The organism is Micromonospora sp. WMMD1082, from assembly GCF_029626175.1.
Lineage (GTDB): Bacteria > Actinomycetota > Actinomycetes > Mycobacteriales > Micromonosporaceae > Micromonospora.
On the sequence record NZ_JARUBM010000002.1, the window covers coordinates 1,246,811 to 1,262,099 of the forward strand.

The 15,289-nt window shown below is 73.1% G+C and carries 14 protein-coding genes; 8 read left to right on the plus strand and 6 right to left on the minus strand.

What is annotated here, in order from left to right; translation table 11 throughout:
• Positions 1 to 10 precede the first annotated feature (10 nt).
• Positions 11 to 619, plus strand: coding sequence for an ABC transporter permease (locus O7615_RS05920; RefSeq protein ID WP_278176292.1), 609 nt, complete (start codon positions 11 to 13; stop codon positions 617 to 619).
• A gap of 104 nt (positions 620 to 723) precedes the next feature.
• Here O7615_RS05920 and O7615_RS05925 read toward each other — a convergent pair whose 3' ends face one another.
• From O7615_RS05925 to O7615_RS05935, 3 genes are all read right to left on the minus strand, one after another.
• A complete protein-coding gene (locus O7615_RS05925; RefSeq protein WP_278176294.1) occupies positions 724 to 1,674 on the minus strand; it encodes a 4-(cytidine 5'-diphospho)-2-C-methyl-D-erythritol kinase in 951 nt (316 codons plus the stop codon).
• Positions 1,675 to 1,770: 96 nt separating this feature from the next.
• Complete coding sequence (gene rsmA, locus O7615_RS05930; RefSeq protein ID WP_278176296.1) at positions 1,771 to 2,643, minus strand: 16S rRNA (adenine(1518)-N(6)/adenine(1519)-N(6))-dimethyltransferase RsmA; 873 nt, start codon at positions 2,641 to 2,643, stop codon at positions 1,771 to 1,773.
• 88 nt (positions 2,644 to 2,731) lie between these two features.
• Positions 2,732 to 3,619: a TatD family hydrolase gene (locus O7615_RS05935; protein WP_278176298.1), complete on the minus strand. Its 888-nt coding sequence runs from the start codon at positions 3,617 to 3,619 to the stop codon at positions 2,732 to 2,734.
• Between the two features lie 165 nt (positions 3,620 to 3,784).
• On the opposite strand from O7615_RS05935, the gene O7615_RS05940 reads away from it, so the two are divergent.
• Positions 3,785 to 5,032 carry a hypothetical protein gene (locus O7615_RS05940; protein WP_278176300.1) on the plus strand — a complete coding sequence of 416 codons (1,248 nt, stop codon included), beginning with the start codon at positions 3,785 to 3,787 and terminating at the stop codon, positions 5,030 to 5,032.
• An 89-nt stretch (positions 5,033 to 5,121) separates the two neighbouring features.
• A complete protein-coding gene (locus O7615_RS05945; RefSeq protein ID WP_278176301.1) occupies positions 5,122 to 5,973 on the plus strand; it encodes an alpha/beta hydrolase in 852 nt (283 codons plus the stop codon).
• 142 nt (positions 5,974 to 6,115) lie between these two features.
• Here O7615_RS05945 and metG read toward each other — a convergent pair whose 3' ends face one another.
• Positions 6,116 to 7,918, minus strand: coding sequence for a methionine--tRNA ligase (metG, locus tag O7615_RS05950; RefSeq protein ID WP_278176302.1), 1,803 nt, complete (start codon positions 7,916 to 7,918; stop codon positions 6,116 to 6,118).
• A 150-nt stretch (positions 7,919 to 8,068) separates the two neighbouring features.
• Between metG and O7615_RS05955 the strand changes: the two genes are divergently transcribed.
• On the plus strand, positions 8,069 to 9,028 hold the full coding sequence (locus O7615_RS05955) for a hypothetical protein (protein WP_278176304.1): 960 nt from the start codon (positions 8,069 to 8,071) through the stop codon (positions 9,026 to 9,028).
• 56 nt (positions 9,029 to 9,084) lie between these two features.
• On the opposite strand, the gene rsmI is transcribed toward O7615_RS05955, so the two are convergent.
• Positions 9,085 to 9,936 (minus strand): 16S rRNA (cytidine(1402)-2'-O)-methyltransferase, encoded by an 852-nt coding sequence (gene rsmI, locus O7615_RS05960; RefSeq protein ID WP_278176305.1) that lies wholly within the window; start codon positions 9,934 to 9,936, stop codon positions 9,085 to 9,087.
• Positions 9,937 to 10,143: 207 nt separating this feature from the next.
• Between rsmI and O7615_RS05965 the strand changes: the two genes are divergently transcribed.
• Positions 10,144 to 11,712 carry a phospholipid carrier-dependent glycosyltransferase gene (locus O7615_RS05965; protein ID WP_278181987.1) on the plus strand — a complete coding sequence of 523 codons (1,569 nt, stop codon included), beginning with the start codon at positions 10,144 to 10,146 and terminating at the stop codon, positions 11,710 to 11,712.
• 266 nt (positions 11,713 to 11,978) lie between these two features.
• On the opposite strand, the gene O7615_RS05970 is transcribed toward O7615_RS05965, so the two are convergent.
• Positions 11,979 to 12,284: a hypothetical protein gene (locus O7615_RS05970; RefSeq protein WP_278176306.1), complete on the minus strand. Its 306-nt coding sequence runs from the start codon at positions 12,282 to 12,284 to the stop codon at positions 11,979 to 11,981.
• Between the two features lie 228 nt (positions 12,285 to 12,512).
• On the opposite strand from O7615_RS05970, the gene O7615_RS05975 reads away from it, so the two are divergent.
• From O7615_RS05975 to O7615_RS05985, 3 genes are all read left to right on the plus strand, one after another.
• Complete coding sequence (locus O7615_RS05975; protein WP_278176307.1) at positions 12,513 to 13,169, plus strand: 4'-phosphopantetheinyl transferase superfamily protein; 657 nt, start codon at positions 12,513 to 12,515, stop codon at positions 13,167 to 13,169.
• Between the two features lie 132 nt (positions 13,170 to 13,301).
• Positions 13,302 to 13,886, plus strand: coding sequence for a DUF3558 family protein (locus O7615_RS05980; RefSeq protein WP_278176308.1), 585 nt, complete (start codon positions 13,302 to 13,304; stop codon positions 13,884 to 13,886).
• A gap of 77 nt (positions 13,887 to 13,963) precedes the next feature.
• On the plus strand, positions 13,964 to 15,289 hold the full coding sequence (locus tag O7615_RS05985; RefSeq protein ID WP_278176309.1) for a VWA domain-containing protein: 1,326 nt from the start codon (positions 13,964 to 13,966) through the stop codon (positions 15,287 to 15,289).

The window sequence follows — 15,289 nt, forward strand, 5'->3', positions numbered from 1 at the left end:
GAGGCTCACCATGTCCACCGCAACCATCGTCCCGACCGTCGCCGTCGACACCGCGCGCAGTCGCCTCCCCCGCGAGATCGACAACCGCGTCGCCTATCTCAGCTTCGCCCTCGCGTACCTGCTCGGACACGGCGCCGCCGCCGTCTCCCGCGGTCCCGCGGCCCTGGTGAACCTGCCCGGCTGGCTGCCGATGACCCTCCTCGCCGCCGGCATCGTGACCGGCTCGGTCGCCGCCACCCTCGCCGCCACCCGTGCCCAACGGGGCGCCTCCGCAGCCGAGGCTCTCGCCGGCAAGCTCCTCGGCATCGCCTGGGTCACCGGCTTCACCGCTCTCTTCTTCGCCATCACCGGCCTGGCGACCACCCTCGACATGCCCGAACTGCACGCGATTCTCTGGCCCACCGGCTCCGCGTTCGTCGTCGGCCTGATCTACCTCGCCGAGGGCGCCGCCCGCCGCAACGTACTGCACTACACCCTCGGTAGCTGGCTCGCGCTGATCGCCACCGCCGCGCTCTTCCTCGGCGCGCCCGGCCCCTACTGGATCCTCGCCATCGCCGGAGGCGGTGCCTACCTCGTCGCCGCCGCCCTCGAAACCCGCCGCCTCACCCCGCACCGCTGACCCCTCAAGCCGTCGATCATGAAGTTAGCGGGTGATTTGGAGATCAAATCGCCCGCTAACTTCATGATCAACGCAGGGGCCGCAGGGGGGTGGGTGGGGGTGGGTTAGGTGATGCGGGCGCCGGGGACGGGGCCGTGGGCGGGGCGGGCCTGGCGGCACACGCCGGCGGCCTCCAGGTCGGCGGCGACGCGCTCGGCGTCGGCGGCGTCGGCGGTGAGGAAGACGCAGGTCGGGCCGGAGCCGGAGACGATACCGGCCAGCGCCCCGGCCGCCTCACCGGCCTTCAGGGTGGCCGCCAGCGAGGGACGCATGGCCAGGGCGGCGTCCTGGAGGTCGTTGCCGAGGACGGGCGCGAGCACCCGGGGGTCGCGCTGCCTGAGCGCGGCGAGCAGCCCGTCGGTGCTGCCCAGCGGCGAGCCGGCGGCACCGGTGTCGCGGAGCCGGTCGAGTTCCCGGTACGCCTGCGGGGTGGACAGGCCGCCGTCGGCGATGGCCACCACCCAGTGCCAGGAGGTGGGGCGGGCCAGGACCGGGCTGACCGCCTCGCCCCGGCCGGTGCCCAGCGCGGTGCCGCCGTGGATCAGGAACGGCACATCCGAGCCGAGGTCGGCGGCGATGCCGGCCAACTCGTCGCGGGACAGGCCGGTGCCCCAGAGCGCGTCGCAGGCGACCAGCGCGGCGGCGGCGTCGGCGCTGCCACCGGCGAGGCCGCCGGCGAGCGGGATCTGCTTGCGCAGGTGCAGCCGGGCGTGCGGCATCACACCCGTGTACCCGGCGAGGGCGTGCGCCGCCCGCATGATCAGGTTCGAGTCGTCGAGGGCGAGTTCGCCGGTGCCCTCGCCCTCCATGGTGAGGGTCAGCGTGTCACCGCGCCGCGCGGTCAGCTCGTCGTAGATCGAGATCGCGTGGTAGACGGTGTTCAGCTCGTGGTAGCCGTCCCGGCGCAGCGGGCCGACCCCCAGATGCAGGTTGACCTTGGCCGGTACCCGTACGCGGACCGGTCCGCTGGCCCCCCGCCGTTCCTCGTCCTCCTCCGGTCGCCACGCCTCGGTCACGGGGTGATGCCCCGTGGACGCACCCGGATGTCGAACGGCTTCTCCACGATCAGCTCCTCGGCGGTGTCGGCGACCGGTACCGGCATCGGCGTCAGCCTACTGCGCCGCCGGCGTACGGCTCGGGGCCGACGCGGCGACGGCGGCGAACTGCTCGACGGTGAGTGCCTCGCCACGCGCTCCGGGGTCGACCCCGGCGGCGGTGAGCGCGGCGGCGGCCCGGTCGGCGCCACCGGCCCAGCCTGCCAGGGCGGCGCGCAGGGTCTTGCGACGCTGCGCGAAGGCGGCGTCCACCACGGAGAAGACCTGTGCGCGGGGTACGTCGGTGCGGGGCGGCTCGCGGCGGGTGAAGGCGACCAGACCCGAGTCCACGTTGGGTACCGGCCAGAACACGTTCGGTGGCACCTTCCCCGCGGCCCGGGCGCGGGCGTACCAGGCGAGCTTGACCGACGGTACGCCGTACACCTTGGAGCCGGGGCCGGCGACGAGCCGGTCGGCGACCTCCTTCTGCACCATGACGAGCCCGTGGCGGAGGCTGGGCAGCTCGGCGAGCAGGTGCAGCACCACGGGCACGGCGACGTTGTAGGGCAGGTTCGCCACCAGTGCGGTGGGTGGGGGGTGGGCCAGGTCGGCGGCGGTGATCCGGAGGGCGTCGGCATGATGCACGGTGAGCCGGGTGGCGGCCGGGCCGGTGTGCCGGGCGGCGGTGTCGGCGAGCGCGCCGGCGAGCGTGGAGTCGACCTCGACGGCGTGCACGTGGGCGGCGACGGGCAGCAGGGCAAGCGTGAGCGAACCGAGGCCGGGGCCGACCTCCAGCGCCACATCGTCGGGGGTCAGCCCGGCGGTGGTGACGATCCGGCGGACGGTGTTCGGGTCGTGCACGAAGTTCTGGCCGAGTTTCTTGGTCGGTGCGACGCCGAGCCGGGCGGCGAGGTCCCGGATCTCCGCCGGGCCGAGCAGGTCTGCGGCCATAACCTCACACCCTACGGTGCAGGGAGGGGCCTCCTACCAACGCCTGGTGCGTAGGAAGGCCCCCTCCCAACAGCTCGGGCGGCTTGGCTCAGTGCCAGGGGCCGAAGGCGCGTTCGCCGGTGGTGGAGATGGCGGCGCAGAGATCGTCGAGGTCGGCGCCGGTGATGGCGGCCAGGGCCCGGACGGTCAGCGGGATCAGGTACGAGGCGTTGGGGCGACCCCGGTGCGGGACGGGGGTGAGGAACGGCGCGTCGGTCTCCACCAGGATCTGGTCGAGCGGGGTCAGCGCGGCGGCCTCGCGCAGCGCCCCGGCACTGGCGAAGGTGACGGTGCCGGCGAAGCTGAGCAGGTAGCCCCGCCGGACGCAGTCCCGGGCGAACTCGGCGTCGCCGGAGAAGCAGTGCAGCACCACCGTCTCCGGTGCGCCCTCGTCGTCCAGGATGCGCAGCACGTCGGCGTGCGCGTCCCGGTCGTGGATGACCAGGGTCCTGCCGTACCGCTTGGCGATGGCGATGTGCGCGCGGAAGCTCTCCTCCTGCGCGGCGCGGCCCGCGTCCCCGGTGCGGTAGAAGTCCATCCCGGTCTCGCCGACGCCACGGACCCGGTCGTGGCCGGCCAGCGCCTCGATGTCGCGCAGCGCCGAGTCGAGGTCGGCCAGCCGGGGGGCCTCGTTGGGGTGCAGCGCCACCGTGGCCACCACCGCCGGGTGCCGGCCGGCCACCTCGGCGCCCCAGCGGGAGGACTCGACGTCCACTCCGACCTGCACCAGCCGGTCCACCCCCACCGCCGTGGCGACGTCGATGGCCGCCGTGACCGGGTCGGCGGCGGCGCTGCCGCCCGGCGCGCCGGCCTCGTTGACCGTGATGTCGAGGTGGGTGTGACTGTCCAACACCGGCCGGGGCAGCGGCTCGGGCGCGGGTGGGAACTCTCCGGCGCGGCGGGCGCGCTGGCTGCGGTGCTCGGTCGGCTCGCTCATCAGTCGACAGCATCACACACCGACCTGATCCACCCGGCCGCCACCCGCAGTTCACCTCGACTACGCCCGGCACACCTACCGTCGCCGGGTGGACATGAGCGAGCGGACCGTCCGGCACAGCGGCCCGGCGTCGCGCGCCGTCGGTGGACGAGGAGGGCCGGCGGCGTGAGCGTCACTCCCCGGGCCGAGGGCACCGCGCCGGAACTCACCGGCCTGCGGGTGGCGTACGGCGGCGCGGTCTATCCGGCCGAGGAGATCGCCCGGGGCGCGGCGTACGAGTTGTTCAGCGCCGACGAGGTGGCCGGGTTCGAGTGGATGCCCCGGCCGAACTCGGCGCTGCCGTGGCGACGGTTCGTGCACGTCACCGAGGTCACCGCCGTGCACGGGGCGACCGGACCGGTCGAGGATCCGGAGGCACCGTTGCTGGTGCCGTTGCATCGTGAGCGGGGCTGGTCGGAGGTGCACCGACTGGCCCAGCAGCCGGCCGCCGCCGACGATCCGCTGGTCACCGCGGTGCGCGCCTCGGCCGGCGTACGACGTGGCACGCGGATGATGAAGATCCTCTCCCCCCGGCAGCTCGCCGGGTACGTGCGGGGCTGGCTGCCGCACGGGTTCTGCTACCGGGAACACGACGTGGCGCACCTGCGCACCCCGGCGACCACCACCGTGCTGCGTACCGACGGCGGGGGTGGCCGGGACGGGGTGGACGTGACGTACGCGCTGCGCTGGCGCGCCGCCGACCCGGGCGACTACGACGTGCCGGCCGGCGCGGCGTACCGGGGGCTGGCCGCGCTGGGCGCCCGGGACCGGTTGGGGCCGGCGGTGCTGGGCACCGGTTTCACGCCGAGCAACCACCACCTGATCCCCGAGTTCGTCACCCGGGACTTCGCCGACCTGCCGATGCCGGCGAACGCCACCCTGCTGGCGTACCCGGCGGAGGGTCTGGAGGTGGTGCTCTACGCCTACCAGGCCGAGCAACGCGGCTGGCTGCGGATGGTCGGGCCGCAGTGGCGGCACCTGCTCGCCGCGGTGCCGGGTCTGTCGCCGGACCAGGAGTACGTGCCGACCGGGGAGGCGCCGCGGTCGACCCGGCTGGTGGGCACGTACGCGGGCGGGGAGTACGAGGCAGTGGCCGACCTGCCCGGCGACTTCCGGGTGCTGGCGTTGACCCGGGCCGCCCGCTACCCGGTCGACGGGGTGAGCCGGCGGTTGCGCCTCGCCTCCTGGCGGGGAGTGCCGTGCCTGGTGCTGCGGGAGGAGGCGGGCTGGCTGCGCGTGCGGTTGCGGCACCCGGATCCGGACGCGGTCGTCATCACCGGGGCACAGTGCCACGAACGGGGCGTCTACGAGGCGTGGGCGCCGGGCAGTGAGGTCACCGACGACCAGGTGGTGGATCACCCGTATCTCCTCTGACCCGGCCCAGAAGCGGGGGTGAGCCGGCCCAGGAATAACGGATGCCAGCCGGGGAAGGCTCGGTCTCCCACCCTGGACAGGAGGACGAGATGCCCTTCATCACCGTCGGCACGGAGAACTCCGCGCCCATCGACCTGTACTACGAGGACCATGGAGCGGGTCAACCGATCGTGTTGATCCACGGATTCCCGTTCAACGGGGCGACCTGGGAGAAGGTCTCCGGGCCACTGATCGATGCCGGATACCGGGTGATCACCTACGACCGGCGTGGTTTCGGCAACTCGGCCCAGCCCGCGTTCGGGTACGACTACGACACCTTCGCTGCGGATCTCGACGTGTTGATGACCGAACTGGACCTGCGTAACGCGATCCTGGTCGGGCACTCGATGGGCACCGGCGAGGTGACCCGCTATCTGGGCGCGTACGGCTCGGACCGGGTGGACCGGGCGGTACTGCTGGCGCCGCTGGCGCCGTACCTGCGGCAGGCGCCGGACAACCCGGAGGGGGTCGAGGCGAGCCAGTTCGAGGGGTTCAAGCAGGCGATCACGCAGGACCGGTTCGCCTTCCTCACCCAGTTCTGCAACAACTTCTTCAACTATGACGAGAACAAGGGGAAGCTGGTCAGCGAGGAGGCGTACCGGGCGCACTTCGACATCGGGGCGCGGGCCTCGGCGAGGGGCACGCACGAATGCGTGGACGCCTGGGGCACCGACTTCCGGGCCGATGTGTCGCGGATCGACGTGCCGGTGCTGATCGTGCAGGGCGACAAGGACAATGTGCTGCCGTACCCGAAGACCGGCCAGCGGCTGCAACCGATGCTCGCCGACAGCCGGCTGGTCACCCTGAAGGGCGCGCCGCACGGCACCCCGTGGACCAACGCCGACGAGGTCAACCAGGCGATCATGCAGTTCATCGGCTCCCCGTCCATGGCGCGGGCCTGAGCCGGATCGGTACGGGCCTGAGCCGGATCGGTGCGGGCCTGGGCTGGCGCCCGGTGCGGGCGGCTGAGCAGGTCCGCGACGGCGCGACCGCGCGACGGGCGCGACCCCGCTACCCGGGGTCGCGCCCGTCGAGGACCGACGGTCAGCCGGCGAGCCGGGCCAGTTCCTCGTCGACGATCGACGGGTCGAGCTTGCGGAAGACCGGCGTGGGCGCCGCGAGCGGTCGGCCCGTCGGAAGTGGTACGGACTCCCACCGCGCGCCCTGGGTGTAGTCCCCGGTCAGCACCGGGTACCCGGGCCCGACGTCGAGGTCGGCGACCTCCTCGATGACCGGCATCGGGGCGTGCACCCCGGTGCCGCCGAGTAGCTCGTGGATTTTCTGGGCGGAGTGCGGCAGGAACGGGGTGAGCAGCGTGTTGGCGTCGCTGACCACCTGGAGGGCGACGTGCAGGATGGTGCCCATCCGGGGCTTGTCCGCCTCGTCCTTGAGCTTCCACGGCGCCTGGTCGGAGAGGTACCTGTTGGCCTCGGCGACCACCTTCATCGCCTCACCGATGGCCTGCTTCTGCCGGTGTCGGGCGATCAGGTCGCCGACCGTGGCGAAGCCCGCCCGCGCGGTCGCGAGCAGCGCCTCGTCGGCGTCGGTGAGCCCGTCCGGGCCGACCGGCGGGATCGCGCCGAAGTTCTTCGCCGCCATGGAGACGGACCGGTTGACCAGGTTCCCCCAGCCGGCGACCAGCTCGTCGTTGTTGCGGCGCAGGAACTCGGCCCAGGTGAAGTCGGTGTCGTTGCTCTCCGGACCGGCCACCGCGATGAAGTAGCGCAGGGCATCCGCGTCGTACCGCTCCAGGAAGTCCCGGACGTAGATGACCACCCGGCGGGAGGAGGAGAACTTGCGTCCCTCCATGGTCAGGAACTCGCTGGAGACCACCTCGGTGGGCAGGTTGAGCCGCCCCAGCCGGCCCGGCTCGCCGTCGTGGCCGCCCTCGCCGGAGTAGCCGGCGAGCAGGGCGGGCCAGATCACCGAGTGGAAGACGATGTTGTCCTTGCCCATGAAGTAGTAGGCCTGGGCGTCCTTCCCCGCGCCGTCGGCGGACCACCACTTCTGCCAGGCGTCGGGGTCGCCCGAGCGGCGGGCCCACTCGATGGAGGCGGACAGGTAGCCGATGACCGCGTCGAACCAGACGTAGATCCGCTTGTCGGTGCGGTCGCGCCAGCCGTCGAGCGGGATCGGCACGCCCCACTCCAGGTCCCGGGTGATGGCCCGGGGCTGGAGGTCGTCGAGCAGGTTCCTCGAGAACCGCAGCACGTTGGGGCGCCAGCCCTCCCGGGTGTCCAGCCACTGCCGCAGCACGCCGGCCAGGGCCGGCAGGTCGAGGAAGAAGTGCTCGGTCTCGACGAACTTCGGCGTCTCTCCGTTGATCTTCGACCTGGGGTTGATCAGGTCGATCGGGTCGAGCTGGTTGCCGCAGTTGTCGCACTGGTCACCGCGGGCGCTGTCGTAGCCGCAGATCGGGCAGGTGCCCTCGATGTACCGGTCGGGCAGGGTCCGACCGGTCGATGGCGAGATCGCCCCCATCGTGGTCTTCGGCACGATGTAACCGTTGCGGTACATCCCCTCGAACAACTCCTGCACCACCGCGTAGTGGTTGCGGGTGGTGGTGCGGGTGAACAGGTCGTAGGAGAGGCCGAGGCCGTGCAGATCCTCCACGATCACCCGGTTGTACCGGTCGGCCAGCTCACGGGGTTTCAGTCCCTCGGCGTCGGCCTGCACCTGGATCGGGGTGCCGTGCTCGTCGGTGCCCGAGACCATGAGCACGTCGTGGCCGGCCATTCGCATGTACCGGGCGAAGACGTCGGCGGGAACGCCGAAACCGGAGACGTGGCCGATGTGGCGCGGGCCGTTGGCGTACGGCCAGGCCACTGCCGCGAGAACGTGACTCATGGGCAGAAAGCCTAGTGACCCCTGCGCGGTGACCGCGAACCAATAGGGCACCCCGGTCGGCGAGGTGGTCCGATTACCGTCGACCGCTAGTCCGATTTGTCGCCGACACGCTGTCTGAGCTGCCAGACCAGCCACCCTCACCGGTGTCCAATGAAGCGCGTGACTGGCAGCCGAGCCGCCCGAGACCACTCCGACGGCCTCCCCACCGAGACCCGGCCGGACCCGGCGTCGCGCATCCAGGCGGTGGCGCCGCAGCCCCGCACGGTGCCCCCGGCGACGCCGGACAGCGCGGCGCCGGCGCCCCCGGACGGCACGGCGCCGCCCGCGCCCGACCGCGCCGACGCGGCCACCGTCGAGCTGGAGCGGAGCGTCGTCGAGGTGGAGCCGACCACCGGCGCGCCGGTGGACCTGCTGCCGCGCCGGGTACCGGTCCGGCCGCCCGGACGCCGGGGCCGCTGGGGCCGGTCCCGCGACGACGGTACGCCCGACGAGGACACGTTCTGGGCGCCGATCGAGGAGGTGCACTGGGACGGCACACCGGTGCGGCAGGAGGCACCCGGCAGCCCGTGGTGGCGGCGGATCTGGCCGCAGCGCCGTCGCCGGGAACGGAGCATCCACCCACCGGATCCGCTGCCGGGGCTCTCCGCGCTGGTCGGGTTGAGCCTGGCGGCGGCCTTCTTCTCGTGGGTCAGTGCCGGCCCGTTCTGGCTCGCGGTCGGGCACGCCACCACGGGCGCCGTGGTCGTGACCGGGTGCACCGGCGACGGCCTGACCCAGCGGTGCCGGGGCATCTTCACGGCCACCGACGAGACGTTCCGGACCCACGGCGTACGGGTCAGCGGGGTGCCCGGTGACCGGACCGCACCCGGTTCGGCCCTGCCCGCCCGGGTGACCGGACCGGACGGCACCGTCGCGTACGCCGGCCGGGGGTTCGGTGCCCACCTGCGGTGGCTGCTCGGGCTGCTGGGGGTCCTCGGCTGCGCGGCGGGCATCGTCCGGTGGACCGGCGCGGCACGGCTGCCCGACGAGGGCGAGCGGCGTTGGGCGATCGCCGCCTCGCTGGCCAGCCCGTTGCTGATCACCCTCGGCTTCCTGATCGCCGCGTACTGAGTCCCGCGGGCGCCCCGAGCGCCGCGGGCTACCGGGCACCTCGGCAGGGACGCGCCCTACGACTGGTGCACGAGGGCGTAGACGTCGCGCCGGCGCAGCCCGTGGGCGGTCGCGACGTCGGTGATCGCGTCCCGTCGACTCCGGCCCGCCGCCTCCCGCTCGGCGACGGCGGTGCGCAGCGCGTCATCGTCCGGGCGGGTCGCGGGCGTCGCGGGGGCACCGGCCACCACGAGGGTGATCTCACCGCGCGGGTCGCCCTCGGCGGCCCACCGGGCCAGTTCCCCGAGCGGGCGGCGTAGCACCTCTTCGTACGTCTTGGTCAGCTCGCGGCAGAGCGCGGCGGGCCGGTCCGCGCCGAACGCGTCGGCCAGGTCGGCCAGCGCGGCGGCGACCCGGTGCGGCGCCTCGAAGAGGACCAGCGTCCGGTCCTCGGCGGCCAACGACCGTAGCCGGGCCCGGCGGGCGCCGGGGCTGCGCGGCAGGAACCCTTCGAAGCAGAACCGGTCGCAGGGCAGCCCGGACAGCGCCAGGGCGGTGGTGACGGCGCTGGGACCGGGTGCGGCGGTGACCGGTACGCCGGCGTCCAGGGCCGCCCGGACCAGGCGATAGCCGGGGTCGGAGACGCTCGGCATCCCGCCGTCGGTGACCAGCGCGACGACGTACCCCGCCGCGAGCACGTCGACCAGTTCGGGGGTGCGCCGTTCCTCGTTGCCCTCGAAGTAGGAGACGATCCGGCCGGGGATCGTCACGTCGAGATCCCGGGCGAGCCGGCTCAGCCGCCGGGTGTCCTCGGCGGCGACCACGTCGGCGGCGGCCAGCACGTCGCGGAGCCGGGTGGAGGCGTCGGCGGGGTTGCCGAGCGGCGCGCCGAGCAGAACCAGGCGGCCAGTTTCGGACGTTTCACCCACGGGCACGCGCTCCTTCATCGACGGTCGTACCGGATTGGGGGACGATGGGCGCCACCGACCCCCTCCGCAGCCTACGATCGCCGGGTGACGAGTGCGTCGACAGCACAGAGCGCGGAGCCGGATCAGCCGGCGTCGGAACAGGCGGCGACCACGGCCACCTCCACTGAGCAGGCGGCCGGTGGTGTATCGGCGACGGTCCGCCGCCGGCTGGCCACGGTCGAGGCCGGGCTGGACGCCCGTTCGTGGCTGGCCACGGCGGTGGTGGTGGCGATCGCGGCGGTCCTCCGGTTCGCCAATCTCAGCCACCCACCCGGCAAGATCTTTGACGAGATCTACTACGCCCGGGACGCCTGGGGCCTGATCGACAAGGGCGTGGAGTGGAACTACAAGGACGGCGGCCCGTCGTACGTGGTCCACCCGCCGCTCGGCAAGTGGCTGATCGGCCTCGGCGAATGGGCCTTCGGCTACTCCGACGCCGAGCACGGCATCTCGGTGCCCGGGCAGCTGTTCACCACCGCACCGGAGTTCGGCTGGCGCTTCTCGGCGGCGCTGATCGGCACCCTGTCGGTGCTGCTGCTGGTCCGCATCGGCCGCCGGATGTTCCACTCCACGGTGCTCGGCTGCGCCGCCGGCCTGCTGCTCGCGGTCGACGGCTTCCACCTGGTGCTCTCCCGCACCGCGCTGCTCGACATCTTCCTGCTCTTCTTCGTGCTGGCCGCCTTCGGCGCGCTGGTGCTCGACCGGGACGCGACCCGCCGACGCTGGGCCCGGGCGCTGGAGGCCGGGTTGGATCCGGCCGCCCGGGGGCGCGCCGGCCGCCCGCCGGCGGGCTGGCGGAACTGGCCCTGGTGGCGACTGGCGACCGGGGTGCTGCTCGGCTGCGCCTTCGCGGTGAAGTGGAGCGCGCTGTTCTTCGTGCCGGTCTTCGCGCTGCTGATGTTCCTCTGGGACGTCGGCGCCCGCCGCTCGGCGGGGGTGCCCCGGCCGTGGCGGGGCACGCTGCTCGACGGGTTGCCGTGGATGGTGCTCGCCGGCCTGCTGATGGCGGTCACCTACGTCGCGACCTGGTCCGGCTGGCTGCTCAGCCAGGAGGGCTACTACCGGGTCGCCGAGCGCTACCCGGACGCCGGGCTCAGCGACACGCCGGTGGTCGGTGCCCTGTGGAACCTGGTGCAGTACCACCAGGCCGCGCTGGGCTTCCACGGCCAGCTCGACGATCCCCACAAGTACCAGTCGTGGCCGTGGCAGTGGCTGCTGCTCGGCCGGCCGGTGGCGTTCCACTGGACCGGCGACGGTCCCTGCGGGGCCGCGAGCTGTGCCGAAGAGGTGCTGTTGCTGGGCACCCCGCTGCTGTGGTGGTCGTTCCTGCCCGCGCTGGTGGCGCTGGTCTGGCTCGGCCTGGCCCGGCGGGACTGGCGGGCCGGCACCATCCTGCTCGGCGCGGGGGCGGGGCTGCTGCCCTGGTTCTGGTTCGCCCTCGACGGCCGGACGATGTTCTCCTTCTACGCCGCGCCCGCGCTGCCGTTCCTCGTGCTCGCCGTGGTCTACGTGCTGGGTGCGATCGCCTCGCCGGCCGGGCCGAGCGGCAGTCGACCGGTCGGTGGCGCCGACGAGGAGGCGAGCCGTGACCGGCGGCTGGTCGGCGGGGTGATAGCCGGCGCGTACGTGGTGCTCGTCGTGCTCTGTTTCGCGTACTTCTATCCGATCTTCGTAGGCGGGTCGCTGCCGTACGAGGACTGGTCGGCGCGGATGTGGCTGAACGGTCGCTGGATCTGACACGGGCGAAGGGCCCGCACGCCGAGGCGTGCGGGCCCTTCGTCACAGATTAGGACGCGCCCCGATCGCCTGCCACGGGGGAAGCGGGCGATTGGGGCGCGCACCAGCAGCTTAACCACCCACGACCAGAGGCACAACGGGGCGGCGTGGGTCAGATTTCCGACGGACACCGAATTCGGCAGGAATTCTCGCCGGCGGCCACCGCTGAGTGACTTCACCCGGACGCTGCGCTGTATCGAGACCTGTCCGGAGAAGTCGACCGGCGATCAGGACGGTCTGCGGCGGCGGGGCAGCCAGCCGAAGAACCGGTCCTGCAACGACGTCGATCCTCCGGCGTGCAGATCCTCGGCGGCGGCGGCGAGGCAGGCGCCCAGGTAGACACTGAGCATCGCCCGGTCCGCGCCGTACTCGGTCAACAGCTGATCGCGTTTCGGCTGGCAGGGCCAGTCGGCGCCGCAGGTGCCACACGTCCAGTCCGGCGTCACCGGGGCGTGCTCGCCCGCCTGCGTCAGTGGTGCGATCCCGCCCACCTCGGCCACCGTGCCACCTGAGCGATCCGCCACACCCGTCATCGCGCTCCCTTCCGCCTCACGCGGGACGGCGGGTGGGCACCCGCCGTCGGTCGATACATGCTCGTGCACACCTGCCGCGTCCGGGGACACGGCGGCGTTACGCCATTGCGGTACGTTGACCAACCATGGCCGCCGCGACCCGCCGTACGCATTGCATCAACCCAGGGCATCCATCGTCGCCGGTCGACGGTACCGGTACCGCTGACCGAAAGTACCGGGCAGCCGGAGATGCGTGACCTGCTTCCGCCCGCCGTCGCGGTGGCCGTGGCGGAGCCGGCCGACTGGTCCGGGCAGTTGCTCGCCGAGGAGGCCGCCTGCCTCGGGGAGCGCGCGGTGGCCAGCCGCCGGCGCGACTTCACCGCCGGCCGGGTGTGTGCCCGGCGCGCCATGGCCGCGCTCGGCCTGCCACCGGTCGCCGTACCGGCCGCCGCCGACCGTTCACCGGTCTGGCCGGCGGGCACGGTGGGCACCATCACGCACACCCGCGACTACTGCGCCGCCGCCGTCGCCCACCGCGACGAGCTTCGGTCGGTCGGCATGGACGCCGAGGGGCACAAGGAACTCAGTGCGGGGGTACGCCGCCTGATCTGCCTGCCGGAGGAGGAGGCGCAGTGCGCGCGGCTGCCACCGGGCATCTTCTGGCCGACGGTGATCTTCAGCGCGAAGGAGACCGTCTACAAGGTCTGGCACCCGATCGTCGGCAGTTGGCTGGACTTCCACGATGCGCTGGTACACCTCGACCCCGACGCCGGGACGTTCACCGCCCGGATCGCGCCGGCCCGGATCGCCGCCGCCTCGGACGCCCACCCGCCGGCCCTGGTGACCGGCCGCTTCGCGGTGGATGCCGACCTCGTACGCACCGCCGCCACGCTCGCCGCCCGGTGAGTACGCCGGACAACCATCAAACCGGCAGCATATTCACTAGACATTGGTCTAGGAAATGGACTACCGTCTACCGAAGTTGGGTGGCGCGGCCAGTCGTCGCCAGCCCAGACCCCACCCAGGAAGGGGCCGGCCATGGCAGGACCTCGCACCGCACTGGCAGATCCCGCGCGATCGGTTCGTTCACTGGCCCTGGTCTGCCTCGCCGCCACCCTGTTCGCGGTCAGCGGATGCGGCGGCGACAGCACCGGGCCGACCTCGGCCGGGCCGTCGGAGGCCGGTCCGCCCGCCGTGAGCGATCCACCGACCGACGGCGGTGAGCCGGCCGCCGGCACACCCGCGTCGGCCGTCCCGGCCGCCGTCGACCCCTGCTCCCTGGTCTCGCGGCAGGAGGCCGAGCAGTTGGCCGGCACCGCCCTCAACGAGCCACGGAAGGTCAAAGCGACCTGCACCTACACTGCGCCGCCGTCCGGGCCGACCGCACAGGTGGAGGTGTTCGTCGGCGCCGGGGCGAAGAAGATCCTCGACGTCAACCGCAACCTCGGCCACGAGCTGCGCGAGCTGCCGGGCGTTGGCGACGAGGCGTACGCCGAGGACCGGGTCGTCTACGTCCACAAAGGCGGCCAGTGGGTCTCGGTCCGGCTGGTCCGGCTCAACGACCCGGCCGAGAACCGGCAGGGGCTGGAGGCCGTCGCCCGCCAGGTCGCCGACCGGCTCTGACGGCGTGACCCGGGCGGCGTCCACGCGTTCCCCGACCGGAGTCTTTGTCCGCAGTGGACAGCGCTACACTCCGCTCGGTGATCAACAAGAGATGGTCGTCAGCCGTCCTGCTCGGGCTGCTGGCGGCGACCACGCTGGCCGGCCCGGTGCCGGCACTCGCCGACGACCGGGCAGAACCTACCGCCGAGCCGCCCCGGGTCCAGCTGGTGCTGGACGTCAGCGGCTCGATGCGGGCCACCGACATCGACGGGCGTAGCCGGATCTCGGTCGCGCAGCAGGCGTTCGGCGAGGTGGTGGACGCCCTGCCCGACGAGACCCAGCTGGGCATCCGGGTGCTCGGCGCCACCTACCAGGGCAAGGACAAGCAGCAGGGCTGCCGGGACACCCAGCAGATCGTGCCGGTCGGCCCGGTCGACCGGGCGCAGGCCAAGGCGGCCGTGGCCACGCTGCGTCCGACCGGCTTCACCCCGGTGGGCCTGGCCCTGCGCGAGGCGGCCAAGGACCTGGGCGCCGGTACCGCCGCCCGGCGGATCGTGCTGATCACCGACGGCGAGGACACCTGCGCCCCGCCCGATCCGTGCCAGGTGGCGCGGGAGCTGGCGGCACAGGGCACCACGCTGGTGGTGGACACCCTCGGCCTCGCCCCGGACGAGAAGGTACGCCGGCAACTGCTCTGCATCGCCACCGCCACCGGCGGGACCTACACGGCCGCGCAGAGCGCCGAGGATCTGACCGACCGGCTCAAGCAACTGGTGGACCGGGCCCGGGACACCCACGCCACCACGCCGGCGAAGGTCGACGGTACGGACGCCTGCCAGGGCGCACCGCTGCTCGCCCCCGGCGTCTACACCGATCGGGAGACCTTCTCCGAGCACCGCTGGTACCGGGTGCCGGTCCGGCCGGGGCAGGAGTTGCGGGCCTCGGTGAGCGTGGCGCTCGACCGGCCGGTCAACCCCGACTTCGGCGTGCTGCTGCGGGCCACCGCGACCGACGGCCGAGAACTCGTCCGTGGGGTGGACGCCGGCAGCGGGCGTACCGACGTGGTCTCGGCCGGCCTGCGCTGGTCGGCCGCCGAGGACGGCGACGACGACGCCGCGGGCGGTGACGACGCCGAGCGCGACGAGGGCTCCGCGCCGACTCCGGCGGCCAGCGCGGCCCCGGCCGTCACCACCGTCTGCCTCGTGGTCAGCAACATGTTCTCGCCCCGGACCGGCACCGCGGCCGACCCGGGCATGCCCGTCGAGCTGACTGTCGACGTGGTCGCCGCGTCACCCGCCCCGGACGGGCCGGACCTGGGCCGGGGCTGGGTGCTGCTGCTCCTGCTGACCCTGGCCGGTCTGCTCACCGGGCTCGTCACCGGCCTGCTCACCCGCTGGTGGGTGGCCACGTGGAGGGAGAACTGA